Here is a 25,611-nt window from a genome sequence, read left to right as displayed (position 1 = left end):
TGCCGATTCCAATCCAGGCGATTGACCGAATAACCTGGCCGTTTCGCTTGTTGTCTGTTCTGCGTTCCTCGTAGGGCCGGCTCGATGCGCTTTCCAGACGGCTGACCGTTACCCTCCCGCCGCTTTGCAGTACCGTCTCCCTCCTTTTGCTACCCTCCGGCCTCCAGTCAAAGGAGTGACTCAGCATGATCGAACAGACGCTTAAACAGACATTCGGCTATGACGGCTTCCGTCCCGGCCAGGAGCAGGCCATTCGCGCCGTGGTGGCCGGGCGCTCGGCGGCGGCGATCTTTCCCACCGGGTCGGGCAAGTCCTTGTGTTATCAGCTGCCGGCGCTGCTGTTGCCGCATCTCACTTTGGTCGTCTCGCCGCTGCTGGCGTTGATGCAGGATCAACTGGCGTTCCTGCATCGGCACGGCATCGCGGCGGCCAGCATCGATTCGGCGCAAAGTCGCGAGCAGGCCAGCGAGACCATGACGCGGGCCAAGTCCGGCGAACTGAAGATCCTGATGATTTCGGTGGAGCGGTTGAAGAACGAGCGTTTCCGTAACTTCATCAGCCAGGTGCCGATCTCGCTGCTGGTCGTCGATGAAGCGCACTGCATTTCCGAGTGGGGGCACAACTTCCGTCCAGATTACCTCAAGCTTCCCGACTATCAGCGCCAGTTCAATATTCCCCAGGTGCTGCTGCTGACCGCGACGGCGACGCCGCCGGTGATCGCCGACATGCAGGCCAAATTCGCCATCGCCGCGGATGATGTGGTGACTACCGGCTTCTACCGGCCCAATCTCAATCTGCTGGTAGAGCCGGTCAGCGGTTTCCACAAGCAGCGCCGGCTGGTCGAATGGCTAGAGGACAAGACTGGGCAGCCCACCATCGTCTACGTCACCCAGCAGAAGACCGCCGAGCAGGTCGCCGAGCATCTGGCGCAGCGAGGCTTTCCGGCCAGCGCTTATCACGCCGGCATGGCGCATGAGGCGCGCGAGTCGATCCAGGGTCGCTTCATGGCTGGCGAGCTGAACTGCATCGTCGCCACCATTGCCTTTGGTATGGGCATCGACAAGGCGGACATCCGCAACGTGGTGCACTACGACCTGCCCAAGTCGGTGGAGAACTACAGCCAGGAGATCGGCCGTGCCGGCCGCGATGGCAAGCCATCGGACTGCCTGGTGCTGGCCAATCGTGACAGCCTCAGCGTGCTGCAGAATTTCGTCTATGGCGACACGCCGGAACGCGAGGGCATCCGCTGCGTGCTCGACGAGCTGCTGCAGGCGGGCTCAGGCGGACAGTGGGAGCTGATGCTCAACCAGCTGTCGGACCAGAGCAACATCCGCCAGTTGCCGCTGAAGACCTTGCTGGTACAGCTGGAGCTGCGCGGCATCATCGCGCCACGTTTCGCTTATTTCGCCGAGTACCGCTTCAAGTACCTGCTCGAACCTAAGGTGCTGGTGGCGGAATTCGAAGGCGAGCGGCGCCAGTTCGTCGAGGCCATCGTGCACACCTCGGCGCGGGCAAGGACCTGGTGCACGCTGGATTTCGACGCGCTCTATCAGCAACACGGCGCCGACCGTAGCCGGGTCGTCAAGGCGCTGGAGTACTTCCAGGAGAAGGGCTGGATCGAGCTGGAGAGCAAGCAGATGACCGACGTCTATGCGCTGCTCGATCCGAATTTCGACGCAGAGGGCTTGAGCATCGAGCTGCATGAATACTTCAAGCAGCACGAAGCGAGCGAGATCACCCGCATCGACAACATGCTGGCGCTGTTCGAATCCAGCGAATGCCTGAGCCAGCGGTTGGCCGGGTATTTCGGTGACTTGCAGGCGCCGCAGCACTGCGGGCATTGCTCTGTCTGCAACGGACAGGTCGCGAAATTGCCGGAACCGCCGCCATTAGCGCCGCTGGGCGAGATGGAGGTCGGCGCCCGCTGCGCCGAATTCAGTCAGCGCTACGCGCAGCTCAAGGGCGATGCGCCCAGCGCCGAATGCCTGACGCGCTTTCTCTGCGGTATCAGCGTGCCAGTGTTCACCAAACTCAAGGCGCGGCAGATCCCCGGTTTCGCCTCGCTGGAGGCCTATCCCTACGCTGAGGTTCGCGCGCGCCTGACGCGCTAACCACCGGCGAAGCGCCTCAGCGCGCGGTCAGGCCAATCAGCCGGTCGGCGACACCCTTGGTCTGGCGTGAGGTGCCGGCGGTGAGGTTGCTCGAATTTTCCAGCGCATCGAGCAGCCCGGTGAGCGAGCCGACACCCGCCGACTGGGTCTCGATATGCTGCGCGACCGCGCGAATCTCGCTGGCCAGGCGGTCGATGTCGGTGCCGATTTCCTCGGCGTTCTTGCCGGTGATCTCGGCCAGCTTGCGTACCTCGTCGGCGACCACCGCGAACCCGCGGCCTTGCTCGCCGGCGCGCGCTGCCTCGATCGCCGCGTTGAGCGCCAGCAGGTTGGTCTGCCCGGCGATTTGCTGGATGGTCTGCACCACCGACTGGATGCGCTGGCTCGACTGCGCCAGATCGCGGGCGCTGCTGACTACCTCGTCGGCCTGGTGGACCATCTGCTTGACCGAGCTGCCAGCCTGTTCGATGACCGTGCCCTGCTGGTTGATGTTCAGCGTCAGGTCGTCCATCGACCCGTGCAGCTCGTTGGCGCACTGGCTCAGCTGCTCGGACATGGACTGCCGCTCATGATCAGCCTGGGACAGCACCTGGCCAAGGTCGGCCAGGCCGCGGAACACCGGGCGGATATGTTCGTCGAGGCCGTTGATGTCCACCGCGCTGCTGTAGTCCTGGCGCTTGAACTGTTCGATCTGCTTGACCACCACCTGGCTCAGGCCGGTCAGCTTCTTGATCTGCCGGCGCAGGAAGAACGCCTTGAACTCGCCGTGGTAGGCGATGAAGTTGTCGGTGTATTCGTCGTGGAACTCATCCTTGCCGTTGGTGCGGAAGAAGAACACCGCGGTCAGGGTCTGGTTGAGGTTGAGGCCAAGGATCTCGCCGAAGGTCGAGTAGCCGGCCACGGGGACGTCATCGAATACTGGGTCCATGCCGCCCAGTGCCTGCTCGTTGTTCAGCCGGCGCAGGATGCAGTCGTTGAGGATGCCCACCAATGGCTTTCCTGGCTTGTTCTGCATGAACTTCTGGTAGTCGCGGCGGGTGGTTTCGGCCAGCGGCGTGCGCTTGACCATGATCAGCTCCTCACCGGGCGCGACGTCGCAGAACAGGTGCACGCGCTCGTTGGCGAAGTCAATCTGCGAGATCGAGCGGACGAACACCTCCTCGCCGACACGGATGGCGAAGGAGTAGTCCGAGAGCCGCTGCTCCAGTTCCCGCGGCGCGCATTTGAGCGCCTCGCAAAGGGCCTGCACCATCGTCCGGATGTTGCCGCGAGCGTCGACCACCTGGCTGATGTAGCGATCTTCCAGGGAGGCGCTGAGCACGCTCAGGCTGAGTGGGGTGGGCTCGAAGTTCTGGCTCTTGAACACGCCGAAGCGCACGTCCGGCGCGCATTTGAGGAAGACGATCAGCGCATGGTTCTGGTAGCTGCGCTTGCCGTCATGCAGTTGAGTCTTCTGAAAATCCAGCTTGCCACCGGCGGAGCCGCCGACGAACAGGCAGGGAAAACGCCCGGACTCGTACAGCGCTTCCATGAAGAAGGATTCAGACGCGGAGAGACCATCGAAGAAAATGTTTGCCAAGGTGTCGCGGTAATCGATCTTCATCGACACCTGCACGCGTTTGATTGACGCCGTGAGGCGCGCGATGCGTTCGCCCATCGACAGCCGCTGGCCCCCGCCGCGGATGTCCTCGCACTCCAGCGGCACGCGGACGATCTCGGCGGCGGCGATGACACTGGCGTCGAACAGCTGCAGCACCACCCGATCCCACTGCGCGCCGGTCGCACAGTAAAGCCGCTGGCCCTCGCTGGACAGCTCGCCCGCCGTGGTACACAGGCTGATCGTTGCGTTCGGAAAGCGCTGCGATACCTGCCGAGCCACCTCATCGAGATTTACATGCGGCGAGACGAAGCCGGCAATGTAGGTCGGGTTGAAGCGCAGGGCGGCGAGCTGCTCTGCAAGCTGCTGAGCCGAGCAGAGCAAGCTTGCCGTTCCGTTGGTTTGCGTGTGGCCTGGCTTGAATCGGGAGAGCGTAAACATGGGCATTACTCGCGCTTGGTAGGACGAAGCGGAACATCGGCCCGCTCCCGCACCGGTCGAAACGCTGATCGGCTGTCTTGGTTATCGGCTTCGGCAGGGTCGCCTGCAGACGGCTAGGCGGTGTCACCGTCCGACACGTTATCGGCCGCGGGCGGAAAGATCGCCATGCAACCTTGGCATTCATCCGAAAGTACCGATGGGTGCCGGTGGCACGCCTCCGGCAATGCCGGGCCGTCTGTCTCGCGGGTTGACCTGGCTCAACGGAACGTTGCGGTTGCTGTGCAATGGTCGACGGGCGACCTGTTGTCGCAGCCATTGCGGCCGATAGCCATGGATAAGCCTGCTAAGGAGCACTGTCATGCCCCGCCTTTTCGTCGATCTCGGATTCCGCTGGAAAATCACCCTGCCCATCGCGGCGCTCGCCATCCTGCTTGTGCTGATGGGAGTCTTTGGCATACGCGGCATCGAGCGCGTCGCCGATTCCAGCGAGCAGCTCGCGTCGCGGCATCTACCTGCCATCAGCCTGCTGCTCAATGCCGACCGCGACCTCTACCAAGCCTTCGTCGCCGAACGCAGCCTGCTCGACAGCGATGCGGGGGATCACCTGGATGCACTCAAGGCCAGCCACGCGGAAAATCTTCAGCAGGCCTACGACCGGGTGCAGAAATATGCGGCGATGCAGCCGGGGCCTGAGGCCATGGCGCTGGTCGAGCAATTCAACCGCGGGTTCGCCCAATGGTCGGCGGTATCGCAGCGGGTCATCGAGCAGATCGACCTTGACCCGCAGGCGGCCAGCACGTTGAGCTTCGGCGACAGTGAGGCACGCTTCGACAGCATGCGTGACGCCATCGATCAGCTCGGCAATCTGGAGGATGAAGCTGCCCACGCGATCGGCGTGGCGGCGATCGCCGAGGGCGCTAGCACCGAGGCGCAACAGGGCACGCTGCTGGTGATCGGTTTGCTGGGCTGCGTGCTGCTGGTGCTCGGTTTGCCGCTGGTGGTGCTCAAGCCGCTGCGCCGGCTGCTCGACCGTGTGCAGCAGATCGCCGAGGGCGACGGCGATCTGCGCGCCCGCCTGGACGTTCGCTCGGCTGACGAGCTGGGCCAGCTCGGCAATGCGTTCAATCGCTTTCTCGACAAGCTGCAACCACTGATCGCCGAAGTCGGTCGGGTGACGGCGGAAGTCGATACGGCTGCACGTGACATGGCGCGGATGGCGGCGACCAATGATCAATTGATCAACAGCGAGCACGCCGCAGTGGACCAGGTCAGCACGGCTGCCACGGAAATGAGCGCTGCGGTACACGAGGTCGCGCTGAATGCACAGAACGCCTCGGATGCGGCACGTGATGCGCAACAACAATCAAGCCAGGGCGCTGCCGTGGTAAGCAGTACCGTCCAGTCGATCCGTCAGCTGGCTCAGGAAGTGGAAAGCACCTCGCAGACCATTGAGGCACTGGCTGAAGAGACCGCCAGCATTGGTGCGGTGCTTGAAGTGATTCGCGGTATTGCCGAGCAGACCAACCTGCTGGCGCTGAATGCCGCCATCGAGGCCGCCCGTGCCGGCGAGCAGGGTCGTGGTTTCGCCGTGGTGGCGGACGAGGTGCGAGCTTTGGCGGGCCGTACTCAGGATTCGACTAAGGACATTCAGCTACGCATCGAGCGGTTGCAGGGGGGAGTCGCCAAGGCCGTGCAGGCGATGCATGCCGGCAGTAGCAAGGCGCGCGACAGCGTAGAACGGGCTGCCGGGGTCGATCAGGTGCTGGCGGATACGACGCAGTCGGTTCAGCGCATCAATGACATGGCGGCGCAGATTGCCACGGCCTGTGAGGAGCAGAGCAGCGTCACCGAGGAGATTGCCCGCAACATCAGCGATATCCGAGATCTATCCGATGATGCGGCCGCCAATTCATCGAAAAGCATGCAGGCCAGTCAGCAATTGTCGGGGCTGTCGCAGAGTCTGGCTGCTCTGGTGGGACGTTTCCAGGTCTGACCGCTCCCGTGCTTCGTGGCGATCGGCTAGCCGGGGCCGCGTGCGCCCCAGAGCAGCTTGCCCAGCCCGGCGTCGTCCGGTAACAGCAACAGACTGAGCAGAAACACCAGCAGCAGCCCCAGGGCATAGGCCAGGCTGATCAGACGCTGTCTTCTGCGGCGCTGTTTCAGTGGCGCTGCGCTGGTCGGTTGCCCGCTGAGGCGTGAAGGGGTTGGGTGCATCGTTCTCTCAATAGGAAGCAAGCCGCAGCTTATGGGTCGAGTTGAGCCGGTGCTTGCCAGTTTGGCGCGGCGAAGTAGAACTTAAATGAAATCATAATGCCACCACTGCGCGGCCGAGCCGATGGGCTGCCTGTTCTTGCAAGCTGCGAACCTTGGGCGGCCTGCTCTCACTGCGCTGTCACATACAGAAAAGCTCTGGTCATCGGATCTACCGGTGCGTCGTGCGGCGTCGACCATACTCAACGTCGCCGCCACCGCCCGACCCGGAGACCCGCTCATGCAGACTCGCCGTCAGCTGCTCTATCGTTCCGCCCTGTTAGCCACTGTTGCCACCCTCGGGCCGCTGTTGCCATTGCTGGGAAGAGCCGCCGAAGCGTTGCGAGTGCGACCGATCCCTGCCTCCGGCGAATTGCTTACGGTGATCGGGCTGGGCACCTCGCGTACGCATGACATCCGTGTCGACGACCCTGACATGCAGGCCTTGCTGGATGTGCTGCGAGTCTTCGTCGAAGGCGGCGCAAAGGTGATCGATACCGCGCCGAGCTACGGCAATGCCGATCGCGTGGTGGGCGAGCTGATCCAGCGTCGTGACGTGCGTGATCAGGTTTTCCTCGCGACCAAGGTCTCCGCCACTGGCCGTGAGCGTGGTTTGGCACAGATCGAGAAGAGTTTCGAGACGCTGCAGACCGACATGATCGACCTGATTCAAGTGCACAACCTGCAGGACACGCGTACCCAACTGGGCTTGTTGCGCGAGCTCAAGGAACAGGGGCGCATCCGTTATATCGGCGTGACGCACTATGTCGAATCCGCCCATGATCGGTTGCTCGAGGTGCTCAAGCAGGAGCCGGTCGACTTCGTTCAGTTCAACTATTCGGTCAGCGAGCGCAACGCCGAAAAACGATTGCTGCCGTATTGCGCTGATAACGGCATTGCCACGCTAATCAACCGGCCTTTTACCCGCGGCAACCTGCTCTCGCGGGTCAAGGGCAAGCCACTGCCGACTTGGGCGTCGGATGTCGATGCCAGTTCCTGGGCACAGCTGTTGCTCAAGTTCATTCTCGCTGAGCCGGCGGTGACCACGGTGATTCCCGCCACCTCCAATCCGCGTTACATGGCCGACAACATCATGGCCGGGCAGGGCCGTTTGCCGGACGCGCGCCAGCGAGAAATGATCGTCGAAGCCTTTCAATGAAGCCGGTTGGAGAGGCTTCAGCGGAGGCTGATTAATGAAGCCGCTCGCTGCGCGCGCAGCAGTTACGATCAATGCCCGTCCCGGTGAGCTGAGTGCGGCACTGGCTGGGTTCGGCCTTTTCTTCTGCCTGTTCTCCGGCTACTTCATGCTGCGACCGATTCGTGAGTCCATGGGGATTCAGGGGGGCGTCGACAACCTGCAATGGCTGTTCACCGCGACTTTTTTTTCCATGCTGTTCGCCGTGCCGCTGTTCGCCTGGATCAACTCGCGGGTGGCGCGCATCCATTACATCGACTGGGTGTACGGCTTCTTCTGCAGCAACCTGTTGCTGTTCGCCACGCTGTTCTTCCTGCTCGACGACAGCGTCTGGCTGGCACGGGTGTTCTATGTGTGGATCTCGGTCTACAACCTGTTCGTGGTGTCGGTGGCGTGGAGTCTGATGGCCGATGTGTTCGACGCGCCTCAGGCGCGGCGCCTGTTTGCCTTCATCGCCGCTGGTGCCAGTGTCGGCGGGCTGGTCGGGCCTGCCATGAGCGCCTTGCTGGTGGGCGTGCTTGGCCAGTTTGGGCTGATGTTGTTGGCAGCGCTGCTGCTGGCGGCTGCGGTGGTGATCAAGCATTACCTGATGGATTGGCGCGAGGTGTTGGGCGCGGGCAGGCCCGGCGCGGAGCATGCCGAAAGTCCAAAACGGCCGGTGGCGGGCAATCCGTTCAGTGGCCTGACAAGGGTGCTCGGTTCGGGCTACCTGCTGGGCATTGCAGCTTTCGTGCTGCTGCTGACCACCGCCAGTACCTTCCTCTATTTCGAGCAGGCGCGGTTGGTAGCCGAGCTGTTTCCCGACCGCGCCGAGCAGGTGCGAGTCTTCGGGGCAATCGACTTCGTGGTCCAGGCTGGCGCGTTGCTGTCGCAGCTGTTCATTACCGGGCGCATCGCCCAGCGTCTAGGGGTCAGAGTGCTGCTCACTGCGGTACCGGCGCTGGTGTGCCTGGGTTTCATCGGACTGGCGCTGGCGCCGAGCTTTGCTGCGCTGGCGGCGGTGATGATCGTGCGCCGCGTCGGCGAGTATGCCTTTGTCCGCCCGGGTCGGGAGATGCTTTTCGCTCCGCTGGATGCCGAGAGCAAATACAAGGCGAAGAATTTCATCGATACGGTCGTTTATCGCGGTGGTGATGCTCTGAGCGGCTGGGCCAAAGCTCTTCTCGACAGCCTCGGCCACGGTGTCTGGCTGGTTGCCCTGGTCGGCGCGGTGAGTGCGGCGGTATGGGGTGCGGTGGGATGGCGGCTCGGTGCGCAGGCCGATCAGGCGAACCGGGGGCGAATAACATCAGTTACAGAGGCGTAGCGGCTGATGATCAGGAGCGCGAGACGCCGCCTGTACCCGGCGCGCCGCTTCACTGACCTGCGTCAGGCGAGGCCAATCAACGTCTGGCGACAATTCATACAGACGAAGCCGCTGAACCTCGGCGGTACAGACGCCTCGAACCCTAGTAGGTACGTCATCAATCAGGAGTAGTCGTATGCATGTCCAAGTCAACAGCCACCACATCCCCGGCAGCGTCGAGCTGCATGAATGGGTCGGTTCGACCGTAGAGGAGCGGCTGGAGCGCTTCGACGATTTCCTCACTCGCATCGAAGTGCACGTCAGCGACGAGAATGCACAAAAGGCTGGCGCTGATGACAAGCGCTGCCAGATAGAAGCGCGCCCTAAGGGGCATCAAGCCGTGTCGGTCACCCACAAAGCCGAGTCGTTGCAGCTTGCGGTCGACGGGGCTGTCGAGAAGATGCGTCATGCGCTTGAACACCTGATGGGCAAGCTGGATACCAAGGTGCTCTCAGGGGGTGAGATCAATGATCCGCTGCTTGATGAACAACCGCAGGCAGTCAAGGATGCGATGCTCGAAGAAGATTTCCTGGAAAAACAGGAAGCCCTCGATAAGTAAGCCGTCCGGCCCTGGTCTTGTACCAGGGCCTTCCCACCCGTATCCGCATCGGTCCCGTTATCTTTTGAACAGCCCGGAACCGGCTTTGCCGTTACGTTTCGAATAAGTATCGTCCCGTCTGGTAGCCCCGTCATGCAGATCATCCTGGTGCGTCATGGGCGGCCTGACCACAGTGCCGACCCGTGGAGCACGCCGGCCGGCATGAAGGATTGGGTCGAGCGGTACAACGCCGCCAGTGTCGTAGCTGGTGAGCGGCCCGAGTCCCTGCGGCGACTCGCCGATGCGGCAGGCACCGTGGTTTGCAGCTCGCTGATGCGCTGCGTGGAGTCGCGCGAGCACCTGAACTGCCAATGCCTGCACCAGCCCGACCCGTTGTTCGCCGAGGCGCACCTGCCTTATCCCGACTGGGCGTATCCGTTGATGCCTTCGCGTGTCTGGCGCATCACTTTTCGGACAGCCTGGTTTCTCGGTTTCGCGCGTCACACCGAACCGGTCAGCGAATCAAAGCGACGGGCCAGTGCGGCTGCAGACAAGCTCATCGAACTGGCAGAAACCCATGGCAGCGTGTTGTTGATGGGGCACAAGATCATGAATGCGCTAATCGCCACGCAGCTGCGACGCCGCGGTTGGCACGGACCGCCGCTACCACTGCTGTCGGGTTACTGGCATCCGAGTCGATACCGCAAGTCGGCCTCGAGTTGCGAAACCGAAAGCCGATAGGAGTAATACTGGCAAAACGTAGGGCTATAGGGCGGTTCTCGAAGCGACCCGTTGCTTACAGGCAGACCACAGCTAAATCAGCGTGTTGATCGATGCGTTAAGCTGAGAGATAGCTGCTATTCAGCGCTTTTTTGCAGTATTAACCGCGACAATTAGCGCGGTTGTCGGATCTGGCCGGGTTGCTCCGCAATGGCTTCGGTGTCCGAGCGGTTATGCACCAATAGCGAAAGGCTTACAACAACCTGCGCAGATCGCCGCTTCAGCTTCGGGGCTGAAGTAATTAATCTATGCCCACTCTGAAGCGCAGGATGCGCTCAGGATCAGGACGATCGACCATGGCCAGGAAGGCGCTCGAACGGATTCGGAAAGGTCAGAAAAAACCCGCTTCGGCGGGTTTTTGCTTTTCTGCACCCCGCCCAGGGGGCGCCGGCTCGCTCGATCACAGGGCGGTTTCGATGGAGCAAGCGGCAAGCCCTATCGCGTAGCCCGTATCCGAAAGATGTGCCGCATGCAGCGAGGCCACGCGAGCTGGTCAAGACTACGACCATTAGGCTGTTTCGAGGCATGCATTCGAGGCCTGCCTATCGGACCGGCGTTCGATATGAGCAAGCACTGATGCCATGCACAGGCTCCGGCGCGACAATTCTTAGGCTGACATGCGCGCCGTTCGGGCTAAACGACTCGCTTGGCGTGCGATCCGCCCGGTCGTTGAACGCGCCTACAGCGCAACGGTAGGGGTGGCGTGGGTTTCGACGAATCTGAAGGCACTTTTTAGCGTGCGGCTCTGGTCATGTCTCAAGCTGATCTAGGGTCACGGCTTACATCCGGCGCAGGGGTATCGCTATTCAGGGACTGCTTCGTCCCCGGTTATTCTGCCCTCACTCTGAAGCGCAGGACGCGCTCAGGATCAGGATGATCGGCTCTCGCCCCGGATGGCGCTCGCAAGGACTCGGACAGGCCAGAAAAAACCCGCTTCGGCGGGTTTTTGATTTTTCAGCGCGGAGCTTTCGCCGTCCCGTCCCGTCCCGATGACCGATTGCCTCATGTTTTGTCTGCCAGGAGATGACAATGCGTGATCGAACGAATATCTGGTCGACTAACTTCTATGCGTGAATTAAATAATTCGGACGAAAAAAAGCCCCGCCGAAGCGGGGCTTTTTTTAATCAGGCGTCTTAGGAGACTTGAACCTGATCAGCCTGCATTCCTTTCTGGCCTTTAGTAGCCATGAAAGAAACAGCTTGGCCTTCGCTCAGGCTTTTGAAACCTGCGCTTTCGATCGAACGATAATGAACGAACAGGTCTTCGCTGCCGTCGGTCGGCGTAATGAAGCCGAAACCTTTTTCATCGTTGAACCATTTAACTGTGCCATTTTGACGAGTAGACATGAGTATCTCCCAGGTGTTTTAAGGCTGCAGCGCTGAAGCGTTCGGCGCCGAGACTGAGAAGCGAGAAGCAAAACGAACCGAGGAGATGAAACAGAGAAACATCATGCCGGGTGTCGAAGTGTTAATTGCGAAGCAGTGGTCACGAATATACGCAGATAAAAATATAAGTACAGCTTTTGTTTATTTAGATTGATATTCAGCTGATTAACTGAAGTGAATAGTCGGTGCAATTTGTTCATTTCCAACTAAATTATTTGACCTAGCTGCTTGATAAATAAGCCCGACATTAATCACTCGTTCTTTAGGTTTTTCGGCGCGCATATATGCACCGGGCTCCGTCTGGTTTTCGCATTATCGAGTGATCTACCAAGACCGCATCCTGAGCAACGATCAGCCCTGTCCAGGGCGTTCTGCCTGTGTTGCTAAGGAGGCTACAGAGAAGTCGCACCGTAGCGCGATCGTCCCCTTCCCCGACTAGCAGGCCTCTGCAAGCGTCCCCTGCGGTCTTCACAGGCTCTATCTCTCGTATTAGACGATCTGAATCATTTCCAAGACTTTTTGAACCCATTCGGTTTCAGCAGATGGGCAACATAGCTTCATCGGCCGGCACACATCGCCGGACGGGCAAGCCTTTAACCTATCGAGGAAATGATCATGAGCACACTGAACCGCGCACTGACTCTCGCCGCCCTTACGCTGGCCACCGCTGTCACAGCACAAGCTGCTCAAGCTGGCGATACCCGCTCAGCTGCAACGCTGGGGAGCGAACGCTCCGAAAGCTATGTCACCACGAAAGACGGTGTAAGCCTCTACTACAAGGACTGGGGCCCGCGTGATGGGCAGGTCGTTACCTTCAGCCACGGCTGGCCGCTGAACTCGGACAGCTGGGAGTCGCAGATGATGTTCCTGGCGTCGAAGGGCTATCGCGTCGTCGCTCATGACCGCCGCGGACACGGCCGCTCCAGCCAGCCTTGGGACGGCAACGACATGGACCATTACGCGGATGATCTCGCGGCAGTCCTCGAAGCGCTGGGTCTGAAGGACGCGACGCTGATCGGCTTTTCAACAGGAGGCGGTGAAGTGGCCCGCTATATTGGTCGCCACGGCACGGCTCGGGTAAAGAAAGCGGTGCTGGTCGCCTCGGTGCCGCCGTTGATGCTCAAGACCGAGAGCAACCCCGATGGGGTGCCGCTGGAGGTGTTCGACGGGCTTCGCCAGGCTTCGCTGGACAATCGCTCCCAGCTTTATCTGGATATCGCCTCCGGCCCGTTCTTTGGCTACAACCGGCCAGATGCGACGCCTTCTCAAGGTCTTATCCAGTCGTTCTGGGTGCAGGGCATGCAGGCCGGGCACAAGAACACTTACGATTCCATCGCAGCCTTCTCGGCCACCGATTTCCGCGAAGACTTGCGCAAATTTGACGTCCCTACGCTGGTGATTCACGGCGGCGATGATCAGATCGTGCCGATCGATACCTCAGCACGCGCCTCGGCGAGCATCGTCAAGGATGCCGAGCTGATCATCTATCCAGGCGCACCGCATGGCCTGACCGACACGCACAAGGAGCGACTGAATCAGGATCTGCTGGCCTTCCTTCGGAAGTAATCGGCCCGCCGAGCACTCATGACACGGGACCGCTCGGCGTCCCGGTCCGACAAAAGCCACGTTGCGTATTTGCGTCTGCATCCGCCAATGCGGCAGTGGGGGGAAGGCGACAAACTCAGAGACAGGCGATACCTCGAAACGATGCGTTTGTTCCCGAATGGCGAAATGCTTACAAGGATCCCAGCCTTTGGCTCTTTAGCTGATTCAGTCGAATGACTAATCTATGCCCAGCTCTGAAGCGCAGGACGCGCTCAGGATCAAGGAAGATCGACCATCGCCAGGACGGCAACCGGAAGGATTCGGATGGTCAGGAAAAACCCGCTTCGGCGGGTTTTTTGTTGCCTATGAAAACTGGCGGGCATTTCTACGGAGACCTGCCGACGCCTTAAGTGGCCCCGGTTCGAACAGCGCTGACCTGCCTTAGCGCTGCAGGCTGTGATTTTCACCCACCGCTACGATCTGCTCGATCAGCCATTGCAAAGCTGCATCCCGTTCACGCTGGGCGACGCTGACGATATCCAACCGAAAGCTGCCGAGATCGAAGGGAAGGTCGAATAGCTGCAGCGGGAGCAGCTCCGCGAAATAGCGAGCCAGCTGCGTTGGCAGTACGGCGGCCAGATCGCTGTTGGCGACGATATGCGCAGCTTGAAGGTAGTTCGGGGTGGTATACACAACGTCCCGGCTCAACCCTTGTTCCTCCAGCCATTGATCGACCATTCCGCGCGTTTGCCCGCCATGCACCCAGAGGTGGCGAAGGCGCAAAAAACCATCGAGGTTGAGCGTCTCGCCAACCAGCGGATGGCCCCTGCGTATGGCGACCTGCAGGGTCTCGCTGGCCCAGCGACGCGTGTGAAAGCGCGTCGGCACCTCAACGAAACGACCCAGCACCAGATCCAGTTCGCCATTATCCAACGCTTCGGCCGGCAGGCTCGGGGTCAGGTGTCGGATTGCGAGCTGCACGCCCGGTGCGACCTGGGTCAGGTGCGCCATCAGCGCTGGCATGCAGATCAGCTCAACGTAGTCGGTCACGGCGATGACGAAACGCTGGCGGCTGGTGGCCGGGTCGAAGAAGTCCCCGGCATTGAGCGTGTGCTCGATCTGCTGCAGCGCATCGCGAATCGGCGCTTCCAGGCTCAGTGCTCGCGGGGTGGGCTGCATGGCCCGGCCCACGCGAACCAGCAGCGGATCATCGAGCAATTCACGCAAGCGATTGAGCGCATTACTGACCGCCGGTTGGCTGAGTGACAGCCGCTCGGCGGCACGGGAAACGTTGCGCTCACGCAGCAGGGCGTCTAGCACGCGGAGGAGATTGAGATCGAAGTTGTAGATATTCATCTGATGAATCTGAAACATCACAAGACTAAATTTCAAAAATAGTAGCGTCTTCGTCTATGGTTGGTCTCCAGTTTTTTCCGCCCTGCGACGAGGACAGCTGCAATGAGCCAAACCCGCTTCGATATCCAGACCGCCGCCGTGATCGGCGCGGGCACCATGGGCCGCGGTATCGTCATGAGCCTGGCCAACGCCGGCGTGCAGGTGCTGTGGTTGGACAACAATCCCGAGATGCTCGAGCAGGCACTGGGCGTGGTGGCTGATACCTATGCGCACAACGTGCGCCAGGGTCGCATCGACGAAGCTCAAGCGGCCGCACGACGAGCCTGCATCAGCAAAGCAGCCGATTATCAGGCGCTGGCTGATGTGGATCTGGTGATCGAGGCGGTCTACGAAAACCTCGAGCTGAAGCAGAAGATCTTCCGCGAGCTGGACGGCATCGTGAAGCCGACCGGCATCCTCGCCAGCAACACCTCAGCGCTGGACATCGACGCCATCGCTGCTGTCACCGGCCGCCCGGAACAGGTCGTGGGGCTGCACTTCTTCAGCCCGGCGCACATCATGAAACTGCTGGAAATTGTCCGTGGGGCGAAGACTTCGAAAGCGGTGCTGGAGGCGTCCACCGAGCTCGGCAAGCGCATGGGCAAAGTAAGCGTGGTCGCTGGAAACTGCCCGGGCTTCATCGGCAACCGCATGCTCGCCACCTACGTCCGTGAGGCGCGGATGATGCTGCTCGAAGGTGCCTATCCGCATCAGGTGGACGCCGCGCTGCAAGGCTTCGGTTTTGCCATGGGCCCGTTCCGTATGTATGACGTGGTCGGTATCGATCTGGAGTGGCGCGCCCGTGAACTGGCGGGCAAAGGGCAGGACGAGGCGGAGGTACAGGTCGATAATCGCCTCTGCGAACTCGGACGCTTTGGCCAGAAGTCACGCATGGGCTACTACCGCTACGCCGAGGGCAGTCGCCAGGCCGAGCACGATCCTGAGGTCGACGCGCTGGTGCAGCGTGAGTCCGAGCGGCTCGGCTATGAGCGTCGCGAGATTGGCAGTGAGGAAATCCTCGAGCGCTGCCTGCTGGCACTCGTCAACGAGGGTGCGAAGATCCTGCAGGAAGGCATGGCCGAGTCCAGTACCGACATCGACACTGTCTATCTCAATGGCTACGGCTTCCCGGCTGAAGTCGGCGGGCCGATGACCTGGGCCGATAGTCAGGGCCTGCCGGCCATTCGTGATCGCCTGAATGCCCTGGCCGAGCAGCACGGCGAGCATTGGAAGCCTGCCGAGCTGATCGACAGCCTGGCTACCCTTGGCGGTCGTTTCTCCGACCACAAGAAGGAGGCTTGAGCATGGAATACAAGGCTCCCCTGCGTGACATGCGTTTCGTGCTGCACGAGCTGTTCGACGCCACCGGCCATTGCGAGTTGCTCGGCAACGGCCTGGACCGCGAGCTGATCGACGGCGTGCTGGAAGAAGCGGCGCGCTACACTGGCGGCGAGATCGCACCGCTCAATCGCAACAGCGATGAAGAAGGCGTGACCCTGGAAAACGGTGAAGTCCGCACGCCGCAGGGTTTCGTCGAGGCCTACAAACAGTACGTCGACAACGGCTGGGCGAGCATGACCGGGCCGACCGAGTACGGCGGCCAGGGCTTCCCGCAATTGGTGGCCTGCAATTTCCACGAGATGCTGATGGGGGCCTCGCTGTCCTTCCGCATCTACTCGGGCCTCACCGAGGGCGCGGTGCTGGCGCTGTATAAGCACGGCAGCGATGAGCTGAAAAATGCCTATCTGGAGAAACTGGTCAGCGGCAGTTGGAGCGGCACCATGTGCCTCACCGAGCCGCAGGCTGGCACCGACCTGGCGCTACTGCGCACCCGGGCCGAACCCCAGGCGGACGGCAGCTACAAGGTTAGCGGCAGCAAGATATTCATCTCCGGCGGCGAGCACGACATGAGCGAGAACATCGTGCATCTGGTGCTGGCGCGCCTGCCGGATGCACCGGCCGGTGTTAAAGGCATCAGCCTGCTGCTGGTGTCCAAGTTCATCGCAAATGCCGATGGCACGCCGGGCGTTCGCAACGCGCTGTCCTGCGGTGCCGTCGAGCACAAGATGGGCATCAAGGGCGCGGCCACCTGCGTGATGAACTTCGATGGCGCCACCGGCTGGGTCGTCGGCGAGCCCAACCAGGGCCTGGCGTGCATGTTCACCATGATGAATGACGCGCGTTTTCAGGTCGGGCTGCAAGGCCTGGGCATCGCCGAGCAGGCCTATCAGGGATCGCTGGCCTATGCCCGCGAACGCCTGCAATCGCGCGGACTGGCTGGCGCGCAGCACCCGGACAAGGTGGCTGACCCGATCATCGTTCACCCGGACGTGCGCCGCATGCTGCTCACGCAGAAAACCCTGGTCGAAGGCAGCCGCATGCTGGCGGCCTATTGCGCCCGGCAACTGGATCTCGAACACGGCCATCCCGAGCCGAGTTACCGCAAGGCGGCGAGCAAGCGCGCTGCGTTGCTGATCCCAATCGTCAAAGCCTTCTTCACCGACATGGGCCAAGAAGTCGCGAGCCTGGGCGTGCAGGTCTACGGCGGCCACGGTTATATCCGCGAATGGGGCATGGAGCAGCTGATGCGCGACAGCCGCATCACTCAGCTCTATGAGGGCACTAACGGCATCCAGGCGCTGGACTACATCCGCCGCAAGCTGCTGGGCGACGGCGGGGCAGAACTGTCGGCGCTGCAGGCGGAATTCAGCGAGGTGTGTGATCGGCAGATCGACCGCCCGGCACTGCATGAAATGGCCAGCAAGGTGCAGGCACGCATCGGCGAATGGCGCGAGCTGAGTGCCGAGATTATTGCGGCGACCGGCCGTGATCCGCAGGAGATCGGCGCGGTGTCGGTGGATTTTCTGCAGTACTCGGCCTATGTCTTGTTGGCGGGCTTGTGGCTGCAGGCGGCGGCTCGCGCGCAGGATGCGCTGGAGCAGGGGGCAGGGGAGGAGGCGTTCTACCAGGCCAAGCTGGCCAGTGCGGACTTCTATTTGCGCCGTGTGTTGCCACGGGCCAGTGCGCATCGGGAAGCGATCCAGGGCGGCGCCGCGTGTTTGATGGCGTTGCCGGACAGCGATTTCGCGTTTTGAGCTAATCGATCACAGGAGGCACCGATGCATCCGTTCAGCTTTGCCACAACCGCTCAATTGATCTGCGAGCCTGGCTCGTCGCGCCGGCTGGCCAGCCTCTGCAAGGAGCGCGAGGCGCGCTCGGTGCTGGTGGTGACCGACCCCGGCATCACTCGCTTCGGTCTGCTCAACGACGTGCTGCCGGGCTTCGAGACCGAAGGGCTGCAGGTCGCCGTCTACGATCAAGTGGTCGCCGATCCGCCGGAAAAGATTGTGATGGCTGCGGTGGACCAGGCCAAGGCAACCCAGGCGGATCTCGTCATCGGCTTCGGTGGCGGCAGTTCGATGGACGTCGCCAAGCTGGTCGCATTGCTGGCGCATCCGACCTGCGCGCAATCGCTGCAGGACATTTACGGTGTGGGCAACGCCAAGGGTCAGCGCCTGCCGCTGATCCAGGTGCCGACCACTGCGGGCACCGGTTCCGAGGTGACGCAGATCGCGATTATCACCACTGGTGAGACGACCAAGATGGGCGTGGTCTCGCCCTTGCTGCTGCCTGATCTGGCGCTGCTCGACGCCGACCTCACGCTCGGTTTGCCCCCGGCGGTCACCGCGGCCACCGGCATCGACGCCATGGTGCACGCCATCGAGGCCTATACCAGTGCATTGAAAAAGAACCCGATGTCGGACCTGCTGGCCCGTGAGGCGCTGCGTCTATTGGCGGCAAACCTCGACGAGGCGGTGCACAACGGCAGCAACCGCGAGGCGCGCCAGGCCATGCTGCTCGGCGCCTGCCTGGCCGGGCAGGCATTTGCCAACGCGCCGGTGGCGGCTGTGCATGCGCTGGCCTATCCCCTGGGCGGCAATTTCCATATCCCCCATGGGCTGTCGAACGCGCTGGTGTTACCGCAGGTGCTGCGCTTCAACGTCAGCGCCGCCACCACACACTACGGCGAGCTGGCGCCGATCATCCTTGGGGATCGTTTGCGCAAAAATGATCCCTCTACCTACGCCGAGCAGCTGATCGAGGAGTTCGAGCAGATGAGCGCCCGCGTCGGTCTGCCAACCCGCCTGCGCGACGCCGGTGTGCCGGAAGACATGCTGCCGCAACTGGCCAAGGAGGCGATGCTCCAGCAGCGCCTCTTGGTCAACAACCCGCGCGAAGTGACCGAAGCCGACGCCCTGGCGATCTACCGCGCGGCTTACTAAGCCAAGCGTTGCGTCGCGTTCGTGCGGCGCAGCGCTCTGCCAAACCAAGGATTTTTCGAATGGCTGAACAACCGCAGCACCTGCGCGCCGACTACCGACACTTCCAGCCCATCACCACGCGCTGGCATGACAACGATATTTACGGCCATGTGAACAACGTTGTCTATTACAGCTATTTCGATAGCGCGGTGAACGCCTACCTCATCGAACGTGGTGGCTTGGATATTCATGAAGGCGAGGTGGTGGGCTTTGTGGTCAGTTCGTCCTGCGACTACTTCGCCTCGATCGCCTTTCCTGATTTGCTGGAAGTAGGGTTGCGTGTCGGCAAGCTCGGCAACAGTTCGGTGCAGTACGAGTTGGCGATCTTCAAGGCAGGCGAGGCGCAGGCCTGTGCGGCTGGGCGCTTCGTGCACGTGTTCGTGGACCGCGCTAGCAACCGACCGACCCCGATTCCGAGTGGTTTGCGTCAGGCACTGGAAGCTTTGGTGGTCGTGGCTCAATGACTCCGCTTCTACAGGCCTTCCGGATATTTCCGTAGGGCCGAGCGGGTCAGAAGTTCTGGCCCGCTCGGCGATACGGAGCGGCTGCTTAGTCGTGATGTTTGTGTTTGTGTTTCCAGTGACCCTTGGCCTTGCCAGGGTGGCCGTAATAACGGCGGTCGTCCCGGTAGCGGCGGTCGTCTCGATAGCCGTCATCGTCGCCGTAGGCATTGCCGATAGCTCCACCTGTGCCGCCACCCACTGCTGCGCCAATCAGGCCACCGGTACTGCCACCGACACGCTGACCGATGACGTTGCCGCCCGCTGCGCCCAGGCCACCGCCGATGGCCGCTTCGGTACGGCTGCGCTTGTCGGCGCCGACCATGCCGCCCGCTGCACCACCGACACCCGCACCGATCGTGGCGCCCGTCGAGCCGCCGAGGTGCTCACCGACCACCGAGCCGAGCGCACCACCCAGTGCACCGCCGACAGCGGCTTCGGTGTTGCTTCCGGCAAAAGCGGCGCCACTTAGCAGGCCCGCGGACAACAACAGAATCGAGGAATACTTCATGGTGAAACCTCTCAGTAAATGGCGAGGCGATCCTCACGTCCGAAGGCCGCCTTTCGCAAGCATTCACTGATAAAAAGTGTGATGCGTTTCGCTTTTCATAAGTCTTTGATTTTTCTGCGGAACTAGCTGCAAGCGGAACGGTCTGAAGCCACTTGTCCAGGCGCCTTCAGGCGCCTTTTTTGTGTCTGACAATCAGGCGATAGTCGGGCTCGGTTTCGCCGCATGCAGCCGAATCGCGACCGACTTGGATGTCGGCGTATGGCTGCCGATCCCGACGCTGGTCAGCGGCACCAGCGGATTGGTTTCCGGGTAGTAGGCTGCGGCCTGTCCGGGCGGGACGTCGAAGGCCAGCAGGGTGAAATCCTCGACCCGGCGCGCGAAGCCATCATTCCATAGCGACTCAATGTCGACCTTCTGTCCCGGCTCCAGGCCCAGCCGGCGAATGTCCTCGATATTGGCGAAGACGACCCGACGCTGCCCTCTCACGCCACGATAGCGGTCGTCCAGGCCGTAGATGGTGGTGTTGTACTGATCATGCGAGCGCAGGGTCTGCAGTACCAGGTCCGGTTGTTCAACACTGTCGCGCAGCGCTTCGCCGAACAGGCCGGTCGGCAATGGGTTGGTGATGAAATTGGCGCGGCCACTGGTGGTCTTCCAGCGTCGGCCGGCGGCGGGATTGTCCAGATGAAAGCCACCGGGATGCTGAATGCGCGTTTCGAAGTCGGAGAAGCCGGGGATGGTTTCGGCGATCAATTGACGGATGCGCGCGTAGTCGGTGATCAGCGCTTGCCAGTCCAAAGGCCTGTCTCCAAGCGTGGCTTGCGCGATGCCCGCGACAATCGCAGGCTCCGAGCGCATCACGGATGAGATGGGCTCCAGCTGACCGTAAGAGGCGTGAATCATGCTGAACGAGTCTTCCACCGTGACGGCCTGAGGGCCGCTGGCCTGGTGATCGATGTCGGTACGGCCGAGGCACGGCAAGATCAGCGCCTCACGTCCGACAGTCAGGTGGCTGCGATTGAGCTTGGTACTGATCTGTACGGTCAGCGCGCAGCTCTGCAGCGCCTGGTGAGTGCGCAGGCTGTCCGGCGTGGCCTGGGCGAAGTTGCCGCCGAGACCGATGAACACTTTCGAGCGACCTTCGAGCATCGCTTCGATGGCTTCCACCACGTTGTGCCCGGCTTGGCGCGGCACCTTGAAACCGAAGCGCTTTTCCAGTGCATCGAGCAGCGCGGCCGGCGGCCTCTCGTTGATGCCCATGGTGCGGTCGCCCTGCACATTGCTGTGGCCGCGGACCGGACAGAGCCCGGCGCCCGGCCTGCCCAGGTTGCCGCGCAACAGTTGCAGGTTGGTGATTTCCTGAATCGTCGCAACCGAATGGCGGTGCTGGGTGATTCCCATCGCCCAGCAAATGATCACCCGATCGGCATCGCGAAAGATCCGTGCCGCCTGCTCCAGCTCGGCCAAGCCCAGGCCCGATTGTTCCTCAATGGTTTCCCAACGGGTGGCGTCCAGGACCGCAAGGTAGCTGTCGATACCGCTGGTGTGCTGCTCGATGAAGGCATGGTCGAGCACGGCCGGTCCGCCGTTGGCCTTGGCTTCGCGTTCCCAGAACAGCAGCAGTTTGGCGATACCGCGCATGGCCGCCATGTCGCCACCCAGCGCCGGTCGGAAGAACGCGGTATTGAGCGGTGCCGAGCCGTTGGCGAGCATTTCCAGCGCGTGCTGCGGATGCTGGAAGCGCTCCAGCCCCCGCTCTTTCAGCGGATTGAAACACACCACCTGCGCGCCTCGCGCCACCGCCTCTCGCAGCGGATCAAGCATTCGCGGGTGGTTGGTGCCGGGGTTTTGTCCGAGTACGAAAATGGCATCAGCCTTGGCGAAGTCTTCGAAGGTAACGCTGCCCTTGCCGACGCCGATGCTTTCGCCGAGGGCGACCCCGCTGGCCTCGTGGCACATATTGGAGCAATCGGGGAAGTTGTTGCTGCCGTAGGCGCGGACGAACAATTGGTAGAGGAACGCGGCTTCGTTGCTGGTGCGGCCTGAGGTGTAGAACTCGGCCTGATCGGGCCTGTCCAGCGTGTTCAAATGCCTGGCGATCAAGGCGAAGGCGTCATCCCAGCCGATGGGCTGGTAGTGGTCACTGGCCCTGTCGTAGCGCATGGGTTCGGTCAGGCGGCCCTGGTATTCGAGCCAGTAGTCGCTCTGCTCGCGCAATTGGGTAACGCTGTGGCGCGCGAAAAAGGCCGCATCGACACGCCGCTTCGTGGCTTCCCAATTCACCGCCTTGGCGCCGTTTTCACAGAACTTCACGGCACCGTCTTCAGGCGAATCGCCCCAGGCACAGCCGGGGCAGTCGAAGCCACCGTTCTGGTTGGTTTTGAGCAGGGCGCGGATGTTTTTCAGTGGCTGCTTGCTGTCCAGCCAAGCGCTGGCAACGCTGCGCAGCGCGCCCCAGCCTGCCGCGGCGCCGGTGTAGGGGCGATAGCGGGGTCTTTCTGGCTGCAGGCTCATCCCTGGGCTTCTTCTGTCTGGCCCGCCGGGCTGAACACCCGCGGCGGGCTGCGGTGGGGAATATGGATGAGGTTGAGGTTGTGCCGCTGCGCCCATTGCGCAGCCAGGCCGGTTGGTGAGGCGAAGCTGACCAGGGTTGGAATGCCGGCGCGCTGCACCTTGTGGATCAGCTCCAGACTGCAGCGACTGGTGACCACGGCGACACCGCCACCGAGCTCTTCGCCTGCACGGCTCAAGGCGCCGATCAGTTTGTCCAGCGCGTTGTGCCGGCCGATGTCTTCGCGGCCCAGACGTATCCGGCCCTGTGCGTCGATGAACAGCGCGGCATGCACCGCGCCGCAGGTGTGCGCGAGCGGTTGGAACTCGGCAATGCGCTGGCGCAGGTTATCCAGCCATTGCATGGGTGGCAGCGGCGCCACAGGCAACACTGGCAGTTGTGGCAGCGCCTGGTCCAGCGCCTCCACGCCGCACAGCCCGCAACTGGCGTTGCCGGGTAGCTGCCGGCGCTGTTCCTTGAGCTTCCAGAAGGCACGGCTGGCGATTTCCACCTCAGCCTGACGACCACTGCCGGCACCGCTGATACGGATGTCGTAGATCTCATTCGGGCTCTCGACGATGCCGGCGCCCAGGCTGAAACCGATGACGAAGTCTTCCAGGTCTGCAGGAGAAACCATCATCACCGCCTGATTGAGGCCGTTGTAGGCGATTGCCAGCGCGCATTCCTCAGGCAGTTCCACGGCCTCTGGCCGCGTCTCGCCGATTGCCTGGAACTGATAGCGCCCGCTGGCAGCGGTGGGTGCAACAGCTGCTGGGTTATGGGCAGGATGGCGTGAAGCGCTCATGGACAGGCTCGGCTCATGGTCTGAGAGGTTCAGTCTGGATTGACTGTGCGCGGCTGCCGGCGGTTTTTCAATGCCGGATACGTCGCGCCCGACGCGCCTGGCCACATCGTTTCAGCCTGATGGAGCGTCCACGAGGATGGTGCGTACCCGTGCCGCCAATTGATCGATGGTAAACGGTTTGCTAATCAGGTCCATGCCGACATCAAGAAAGCCGCTGCTGATCGCCTGCTCCGCGTAGCCGGTCATGAACAGCACACGCAGCCCAGGGCGGTGTTCGCGGGCGATATCCGCCAGCTGTCGGCCGTTCATTCCCGGCAGCCCGACATCGGATACCAGCAAGTCGATACGCTCGTCGCTCTGCAGCAGCTTGACCGCCGCGTTGGCCTCGGCCGCCTCCAGTGCGCAGTAGCCGAGCATGCCCAGCACGTCGAGCACCAGCAGACGTACAGCAGGATCATCCTCGACCACCAGCACGGCTTCGCCTCGCGCCGCTTGTGTGGTCTGTGCAAGCGGCGGGACCGCTACCTCGGTCGCGAGCAATGAATGGTGTGCCGGAAGATAGAGGATGACTTCGGTACCGTTGCCCGGTTCGCTACGCAGCTGGACGTGGCCACCGGCCTGCCGCGCAAAGCCGTAGATCATCGACAGCCCAAGCCCGGTGCCCTGGCCGATGGGTTTGGTTGTGAAAAAGGGCTCGAAGGCCGCGGCCAGGACTTTGGGTGTCATGCCGCAGCCGCTGTCGATGACGCTGAGACTGACATAACGTCCGGCTGGCAGCTCGCCCACTTCGCCCTGCTGCAGGGTCACATTGGCCGTCGCGATATAGAGGCTGCCGCCGTCGGGCATGGCGTCGCGTGCATTGATCACCAGATTGAGCAGGGCACTTTCCAGCTGGTTCTCATCGCTGTTGGCCGGCCACAGGTCCGGCTGCAACAGCGCATCGACCAGAATATGGCTGCCCAGCGTCCGTACGATCAGATCGCGCATCGAATCGACCAGCTCGTTGAGGTCGACTCGCTTGAGATTCAGCGGCTGTCGCCGCGCGAAGGCCAGCAAGCGATGGGTCAGCGCCGCGGCACGGTTGGCTGAGGTGACGGCGGCATCGATGAAGCGCTGGGTCTCGCCATGACGGCCTGACTGGTTGTAACGCTGGATGAGGTCCAGCCCACCTATGATGCCGGTAAGCATGTTGTTGAAATCGTGCGCGATGCCACCGGTGAGCTGGCCGACGGTTTCCATCTTCTGTGCCTGACGCAGTGCTTCCTGAGCCTGCTCGCGGCTGGCCATCTCGGTCAGCAGACGTTCGTAGACTTCGGCTAGCGCAGTGGTGCGCTCCTGAATGCGGCTTTCAAGGGTATCGTTGAGCTCGCGCAGCGCCTGCTCAGCCTCCCAGCGTTCGCTGACGTCCTGAGCCAGCACCACGAAACCCTGCACGTCACCGCTGTCGTCGCGACGCGGCAAGTAATGTATGAGTGATTGCCGCTGACTGCCATCCTGGTGCGGCATGAAGGCCTCGAAGATCACGTCTTCGCCCGCGAGAGCCTTGGCGATCTCACATGAGCGCGCGTTGAAGGCGCGCTCGCCAACAACATCCACCAGATGTTTGCCATACAGCCAGGCGGGGGAATGGCCGAACCACTCTTCGTAATGGCGATTGTTGTAGCGGTAACGCAGGTCTTTATCGACGAAGCCGATAAGCACCGGCAGCGCGTCGGTGATCATGTTCATTTCGACTTCGCGGCGTCGAAGTGCTTCGTCTTCGCTGGGCCGCAAACACAACAGCTGGCCAGCGACGCCACTGCCGTTGCGGATGGGGCTGATCGACAGGTCGAACCACTGACCTGTCCCGTGCTGGCCAGGTCCCGGAAGATACTGATGGCGAAGCAGGCAGGCTTCGTCGCGAACGAGTTTCTGGTAGGCCTCCAGCATTGCCGGCCACGCCACGCGCGCGGTGTGCTGTAGCGGCATGCCTAACGCGCCCGGATGATGATTTCCGATGGCGGCGGCATGGGCATCGTTGTACAGCTGCAGGCCGGCTTCGCCCCAGAGGATGCACATCGGCAATGGCGCATCGAGCACGGTGTCGAGCAACACACACAGGGACGTCGGCCAGTGCTCGATCGCGCCCAGCACCGTTGCGCTCCAATCGCGCCGGCGGATCTGCCGGCCCATTTCGCAGCGTTCGGAAGGCCAGAATCCTGCGTCTAAAGCCATAGTTCATCCATTTGAGCGAGCCGGGTGGGCCACAGTTTTGCACTTAATGTAGCGTTCGTTTGCAAGGTGCACATCGGTCATCCGGATAGCCCTTTTTACCATCCGCTCACCATCTCTCTAAGGCG

18 protein-coding genes and 3 pseudogenes are annotated in these 25,611 nt (G+C 61.9%); 12 read left to right on the top strand and 9 right to left on the bottom strand.

Going from position 1 to position 25,611, the window contains the following annotated elements:
• Positions 1–185 precede the first annotated feature (185 nt).
• Positions 186–2,111, top strand: a complete 1,926-nt coding sequence (locus tag ACQKIK_RS10105; RefSeq protein WP_499135798.1) for a RecQ family ATP-dependent DNA helicase — start codon at positions 186–188, stop codon at positions 2,109–2,111.
• A 16-nt stretch (positions 2,112–2,127) separates the two neighbouring features.
• Here ACQKIK_RS10105 and ACQKIK_RS10100 read toward each other — a convergent pair.
• Positions 2,128–2,502 (bottom strand): annotated as a pseudogene (locus ACQKIK_RS10100) (methyl-accepting chemotaxis protein); the annotation flags it as partial.
• 492 nt (positions 2,503–2,994) lie between these two features.
• Positions 2,995–4,149: pseudogene (locus ACQKIK_RS10095) on the bottom strand (FIST signal transduction protein); the annotation flags it as partial.
• Between the two features lie 358 nt (positions 4,150–4,507).
• Here ACQKIK_RS10095 and ACQKIK_RS10090 point away from each other — a divergent pair.
• A pseudogene (locus ACQKIK_RS10090) lies at positions 4,508–5,284 on the top strand (MCP four helix bundle domain-containing protein); the annotation flags it as partial.
• 69 nt (positions 5,285–5,353) lie between these two features.
• Positions 5,354–6,142 carry a methyl-accepting chemotaxis protein gene (locus tag ACQKIK_RS10085; RefSeq protein WP_499135905.1) on the top strand — a complete coding sequence of 263 codons (789 nt, stop codon included), beginning with the start codon at positions 5,354–5,356 and terminating at the stop codon, positions 6,140–6,142.
• A 26-nt stretch (positions 6,143–6,168) separates the two neighbouring features.
• Here ACQKIK_RS10085 and ACQKIK_RS10080 read toward each other — a convergent pair whose 3' ends face one another.
• Entirely contained in the window at positions 6,169–6,363 is a 195-nt protein-coding gene (locus ACQKIK_RS10080) for a hypothetical protein (RefSeq protein WP_128119842.1), read from the bottom strand.
• 277 nt (positions 6,364–6,640) lie between these two features.
• On the opposite strand from ACQKIK_RS10080, the gene ACQKIK_RS10075 reads away from it, so the two are divergent.
• From ACQKIK_RS10075 to ACQKIK_RS10060, 4 genes are all read left to right on the top strand, one after another.
• Positions 6,641–7,558, top strand: a complete 918-nt coding sequence (locus ACQKIK_RS10075) for an aldo/keto reductase (RefSeq protein ID WP_499135797.1) — start codon at positions 6,641–6,643, stop codon at positions 7,556–7,558.
• Between the two features lie 34 nt (positions 7,559–7,592).
• Positions 7,593–8,900 carry an NTP/NDP exchange transporter gene (locus tag ACQKIK_RS10070; protein WP_499135795.1) on the top strand — a complete coding sequence of 436 codons (1,308 nt, stop codon included), beginning with the start codon at positions 7,593–7,595 and terminating at the stop codon, positions 8,898–8,900.
• A gap of 175 nt (positions 8,901–9,075) precedes the next feature.
• Positions 9,076–9,498, top strand: coding sequence for an HPF/RaiA family ribosome-associated protein (locus tag ACQKIK_RS10065; RefSeq protein WP_045423360.1), 423 nt, complete (start codon positions 9,076–9,078; stop codon positions 9,496–9,498).
• Positions 9,499–9,630: 132 nt separating this feature from the next.
• Positions 9,631–10,218, top strand: a complete 588-nt coding sequence (locus ACQKIK_RS10060) for a histidine phosphatase family protein (protein ID WP_499135794.1) — start codon at positions 9,631–9,633, stop codon at positions 10,216–10,218.
• Between the two features lie 1,173 nt (positions 10,219–11,391).
• Here ACQKIK_RS10060 and ACQKIK_RS10055 read toward each other — a convergent pair.
• Positions 11,392–11,604 carry a cold-shock protein gene (locus ACQKIK_RS10055; RefSeq protein ID WP_003281102.1) on the bottom strand — a complete coding sequence of 71 codons (213 nt, stop codon included), beginning with the start codon at positions 11,602–11,604 and terminating at the stop codon, positions 11,392–11,394.
• Between the two features lie 654 nt (positions 11,605–12,258).
• On the opposite strand from ACQKIK_RS10055, the gene ACQKIK_RS10050 reads away from it, so the two are divergent.
• Positions 12,259–13,209, top strand: a complete 951-nt coding sequence (locus tag ACQKIK_RS10050) for an alpha/beta fold hydrolase (protein WP_499135793.1) — start codon at positions 12,259–12,261, stop codon at positions 13,207–13,209.
• Between the two features lie 420 nt (positions 13,210–13,629).
• Here the strand turns inward: ACQKIK_RS10050 and ACQKIK_RS10045 are convergent, their stop codons facing one another.
• The gene (locus ACQKIK_RS10045) at positions 13,630–14,544 is read right to left on the bottom strand and encodes a LysR family transcriptional regulator (RefSeq protein ID WP_499135792.1); all 915 of its coding nucleotides are present in this window, start codon (positions 14,542–14,544) and stop codon (positions 13,630–13,632) included.
• A gap of 102 nt (positions 14,545–14,646) precedes the next feature.
• Between ACQKIK_RS10045 and ACQKIK_RS10040 the strand changes: the two genes are divergently transcribed.
• The 4 genes from ACQKIK_RS10040 to ACQKIK_RS10025 are packed head-to-tail and all read left to right on the top strand — an operon-like array spanning position 14,647 to position 19,369.
• Positions 14,647–15,885 (top strand): 3-hydroxyacyl-CoA dehydrogenase, encoded by a 1,239-nt coding sequence (locus ACQKIK_RS10040; RefSeq protein WP_499135790.1) that lies wholly within the window; start codon positions 14,647–14,649, stop codon positions 15,883–15,885.
• A 2-nt stretch (positions 15,886–15,887) separates the two neighbouring features.
• The gene (locus ACQKIK_RS10035) at positions 15,888–17,678 is read left to right on the top strand and encodes an acyl-CoA dehydrogenase C-terminal domain-containing protein (RefSeq protein ID WP_499135789.1); all 1,791 of its coding nucleotides are present in this window, start codon (positions 15,888–15,890) and stop codon (positions 17,676–17,678) included.
• Positions 17,679–17,702: 24 nt separating this feature from the next.
• A complete protein-coding gene (locus tag ACQKIK_RS10030; RefSeq protein WP_499135788.1) occupies positions 17,703–18,866 on the top strand; it encodes an iron-containing alcohol dehydrogenase in 1,164 nt (387 codons plus the stop codon).
• Positions 18,867–18,925: 59 nt separating this feature from the next.
• Positions 18,926–19,369, top strand: a complete 444-nt coding sequence (locus ACQKIK_RS10025; protein WP_064480930.1) for an acyl-CoA thioesterase — start codon at positions 18,926–18,928, stop codon at positions 19,367–19,369.
• An 85-nt stretch (positions 19,370–19,454) separates the two neighbouring features.
• Here ACQKIK_RS10025 and ACQKIK_RS10020 read toward each other — a convergent pair whose 3' ends face one another.
• The 4 genes from ACQKIK_RS10020 to ACQKIK_RS10005 form a co-directional block, all read right to left on the bottom strand.
• Positions 19,455–19,916, bottom strand: a complete 462-nt coding sequence (locus ACQKIK_RS10020; protein WP_499135787.1) for a YMGG-like glycine zipper-containing protein — start codon at positions 19,914–19,916, stop codon at positions 19,455–19,457.
• Between the two features lie 192 nt (positions 19,917–20,108).
• Positions 20,109–22,430, bottom strand: coding sequence for an FdhF/YdeP family oxidoreductase (locus ACQKIK_RS10015; protein ID WP_499135786.1), 2,322 nt, complete (start codon positions 22,428–22,430; stop codon positions 20,109–20,111).
• A complete protein-coding gene (fdhD, locus tag ACQKIK_RS10010; RefSeq protein WP_499135785.1) occupies positions 22,427–23,272 on the bottom strand; it encodes a formate dehydrogenase accessory sulfurtransferase FdhD in 846 nt (281 codons plus the stop codon). The genes ACQKIK_RS10015 and fdhD overlap by 4 nt, the downstream gene beginning before the upstream one ends.
• 111 nt (positions 23,273–23,383) lie before the next feature.
• Positions 23,384–25,486, bottom strand: coding sequence for a PAS domain-containing protein (locus ACQKIK_RS10005; protein ID WP_499135784.1), 2,103 nt, complete (start codon positions 25,484–25,486; stop codon positions 23,384–23,386).
• Positions 25,487–25,611: the final 125 nt, after the last annotated feature.

Origin of the sequence: Pseudomonas sp. NPDC047961 (assembly GCF_050272435.1) — a bacterium.
Taxonomy (GTDB): domain Bacteria; phylum Pseudomonadota; class Gammaproteobacteria; order Pseudomonadales; family Pseudomonadaceae; genus Stutzerimonas.
This window is presented reverse-complemented; position numbering and strand designations above follow the sequence as displayed.

Excerpts from the sequence above, each read along its gene's own strand:
- ACQKIK_RS10105 (WP_499135798.1), top strand. The coding sequence starts at position 186 with ATGATCGAACAGACGCTTAAACAGACATTCGGCTATGACGGCTTCCGT.
- ACQKIK_RS10085 (WP_499135905.1), top strand. The coding sequence starts at position 5,354 with ATGGCGCGGATGGCGGCGACCAATGATCAATTGATCAACAGCGAGCAC.
- ACQKIK_RS10080 (WP_128119842.1), bottom strand. The coding sequence starts at position 6,363 with ATGCACCCAACCCCTTCACGCCTCAGCGGGCAACCGACCAGCGCAGCG.
- ACQKIK_RS10075 (WP_499135797.1), top strand. The coding sequence starts at position 6,641 with ATGCAGACTCGCCGTCAGCTGCTCTATCGTTCCGCCCTGTTAGCCACT.
- ACQKIK_RS10070 (WP_499135795.1), top strand. The coding sequence starts at position 7,593 with ATGAAGCCGCTCGCTGCGCGCGCAGCAGTTACGATCAATGCCCGTCCC.
- ACQKIK_RS10065 (WP_045423360.1), top strand. The coding sequence starts at position 9,076 with ATGCATGTCCAAGTCAACAGCCACCACATCCCCGGCAGCGTCGAGCTG.
- ACQKIK_RS10060 (WP_499135794.1), top strand. The coding sequence starts at position 9,631 with ATGCAGATCATCCTGGTGCGTCATGGGCGGCCTGACCACAGTGCCGAC.
- ACQKIK_RS10055 (WP_003281102.1), bottom strand. The coding sequence starts at position 11,604 with ATGTCTACTCGTCAAAATGGCACAGTTAAATGGTTCAACGATGAAAAA.
- ACQKIK_RS10050 (WP_499135793.1), top strand. The coding sequence starts at position 12,259 with ATGAGCACACTGAACCGCGCACTGACTCTCGCCGCCCTTACGCTGGCC.
- ACQKIK_RS10045 (WP_499135792.1), bottom strand. The coding sequence starts at position 14,544 with ATGAATATCTACAACTTCGATCTCAATCTCCTCCGCGTGCTAGACGCC.
- ACQKIK_RS10040 (WP_499135790.1), top strand. The coding sequence starts at position 14,647 with ATGAGCCAAACCCGCTTCGATATCCAGACCGCCGCCGTGATCGGCGCG.
- ACQKIK_RS10035 (WP_499135789.1), top strand. The coding sequence starts at position 15,888 with ATGGAATACAAGGCTCCCCTGCGTGACATGCGTTTCGTGCTGCACGAG.
- ACQKIK_RS10030 (WP_499135788.1), top strand. The coding sequence starts at position 17,703 with ATGCATCCGTTCAGCTTTGCCACAACCGCTCAATTGATCTGCGAGCCT.
- ACQKIK_RS10025 (WP_064480930.1), top strand. The coding sequence starts at position 18,926 with ATGGCTGAACAACCGCAGCACCTGCGCGCCGACTACCGACACTTCCAG.
- ACQKIK_RS10020 (WP_499135787.1), bottom strand. The coding sequence starts at position 19,916 with ATGAAGTATTCCTCGATTCTGTTGTTGTCCGCGGGCCTGCTAAGTGGC.
- ACQKIK_RS10015 (WP_499135786.1), bottom strand. The coding sequence starts at position 22,430 with ATGAGCCTGCAGCCAGAAAGACCCCGCTATCGCCCCTACACCGGCGCC.
- fdhD (WP_499135785.1), bottom strand. The coding sequence starts at position 23,272 with ATGAGCGCTTCACGCCATCCTGCCCATAACCCAGCAGCTGTTGCACCC.
- ACQKIK_RS10005 (WP_499135784.1), bottom strand. The coding sequence starts at position 25,486 with ATGGCTTTAGACGCAGGATTCTGGCCTTCCGAACGCTGCGAAATGGGC.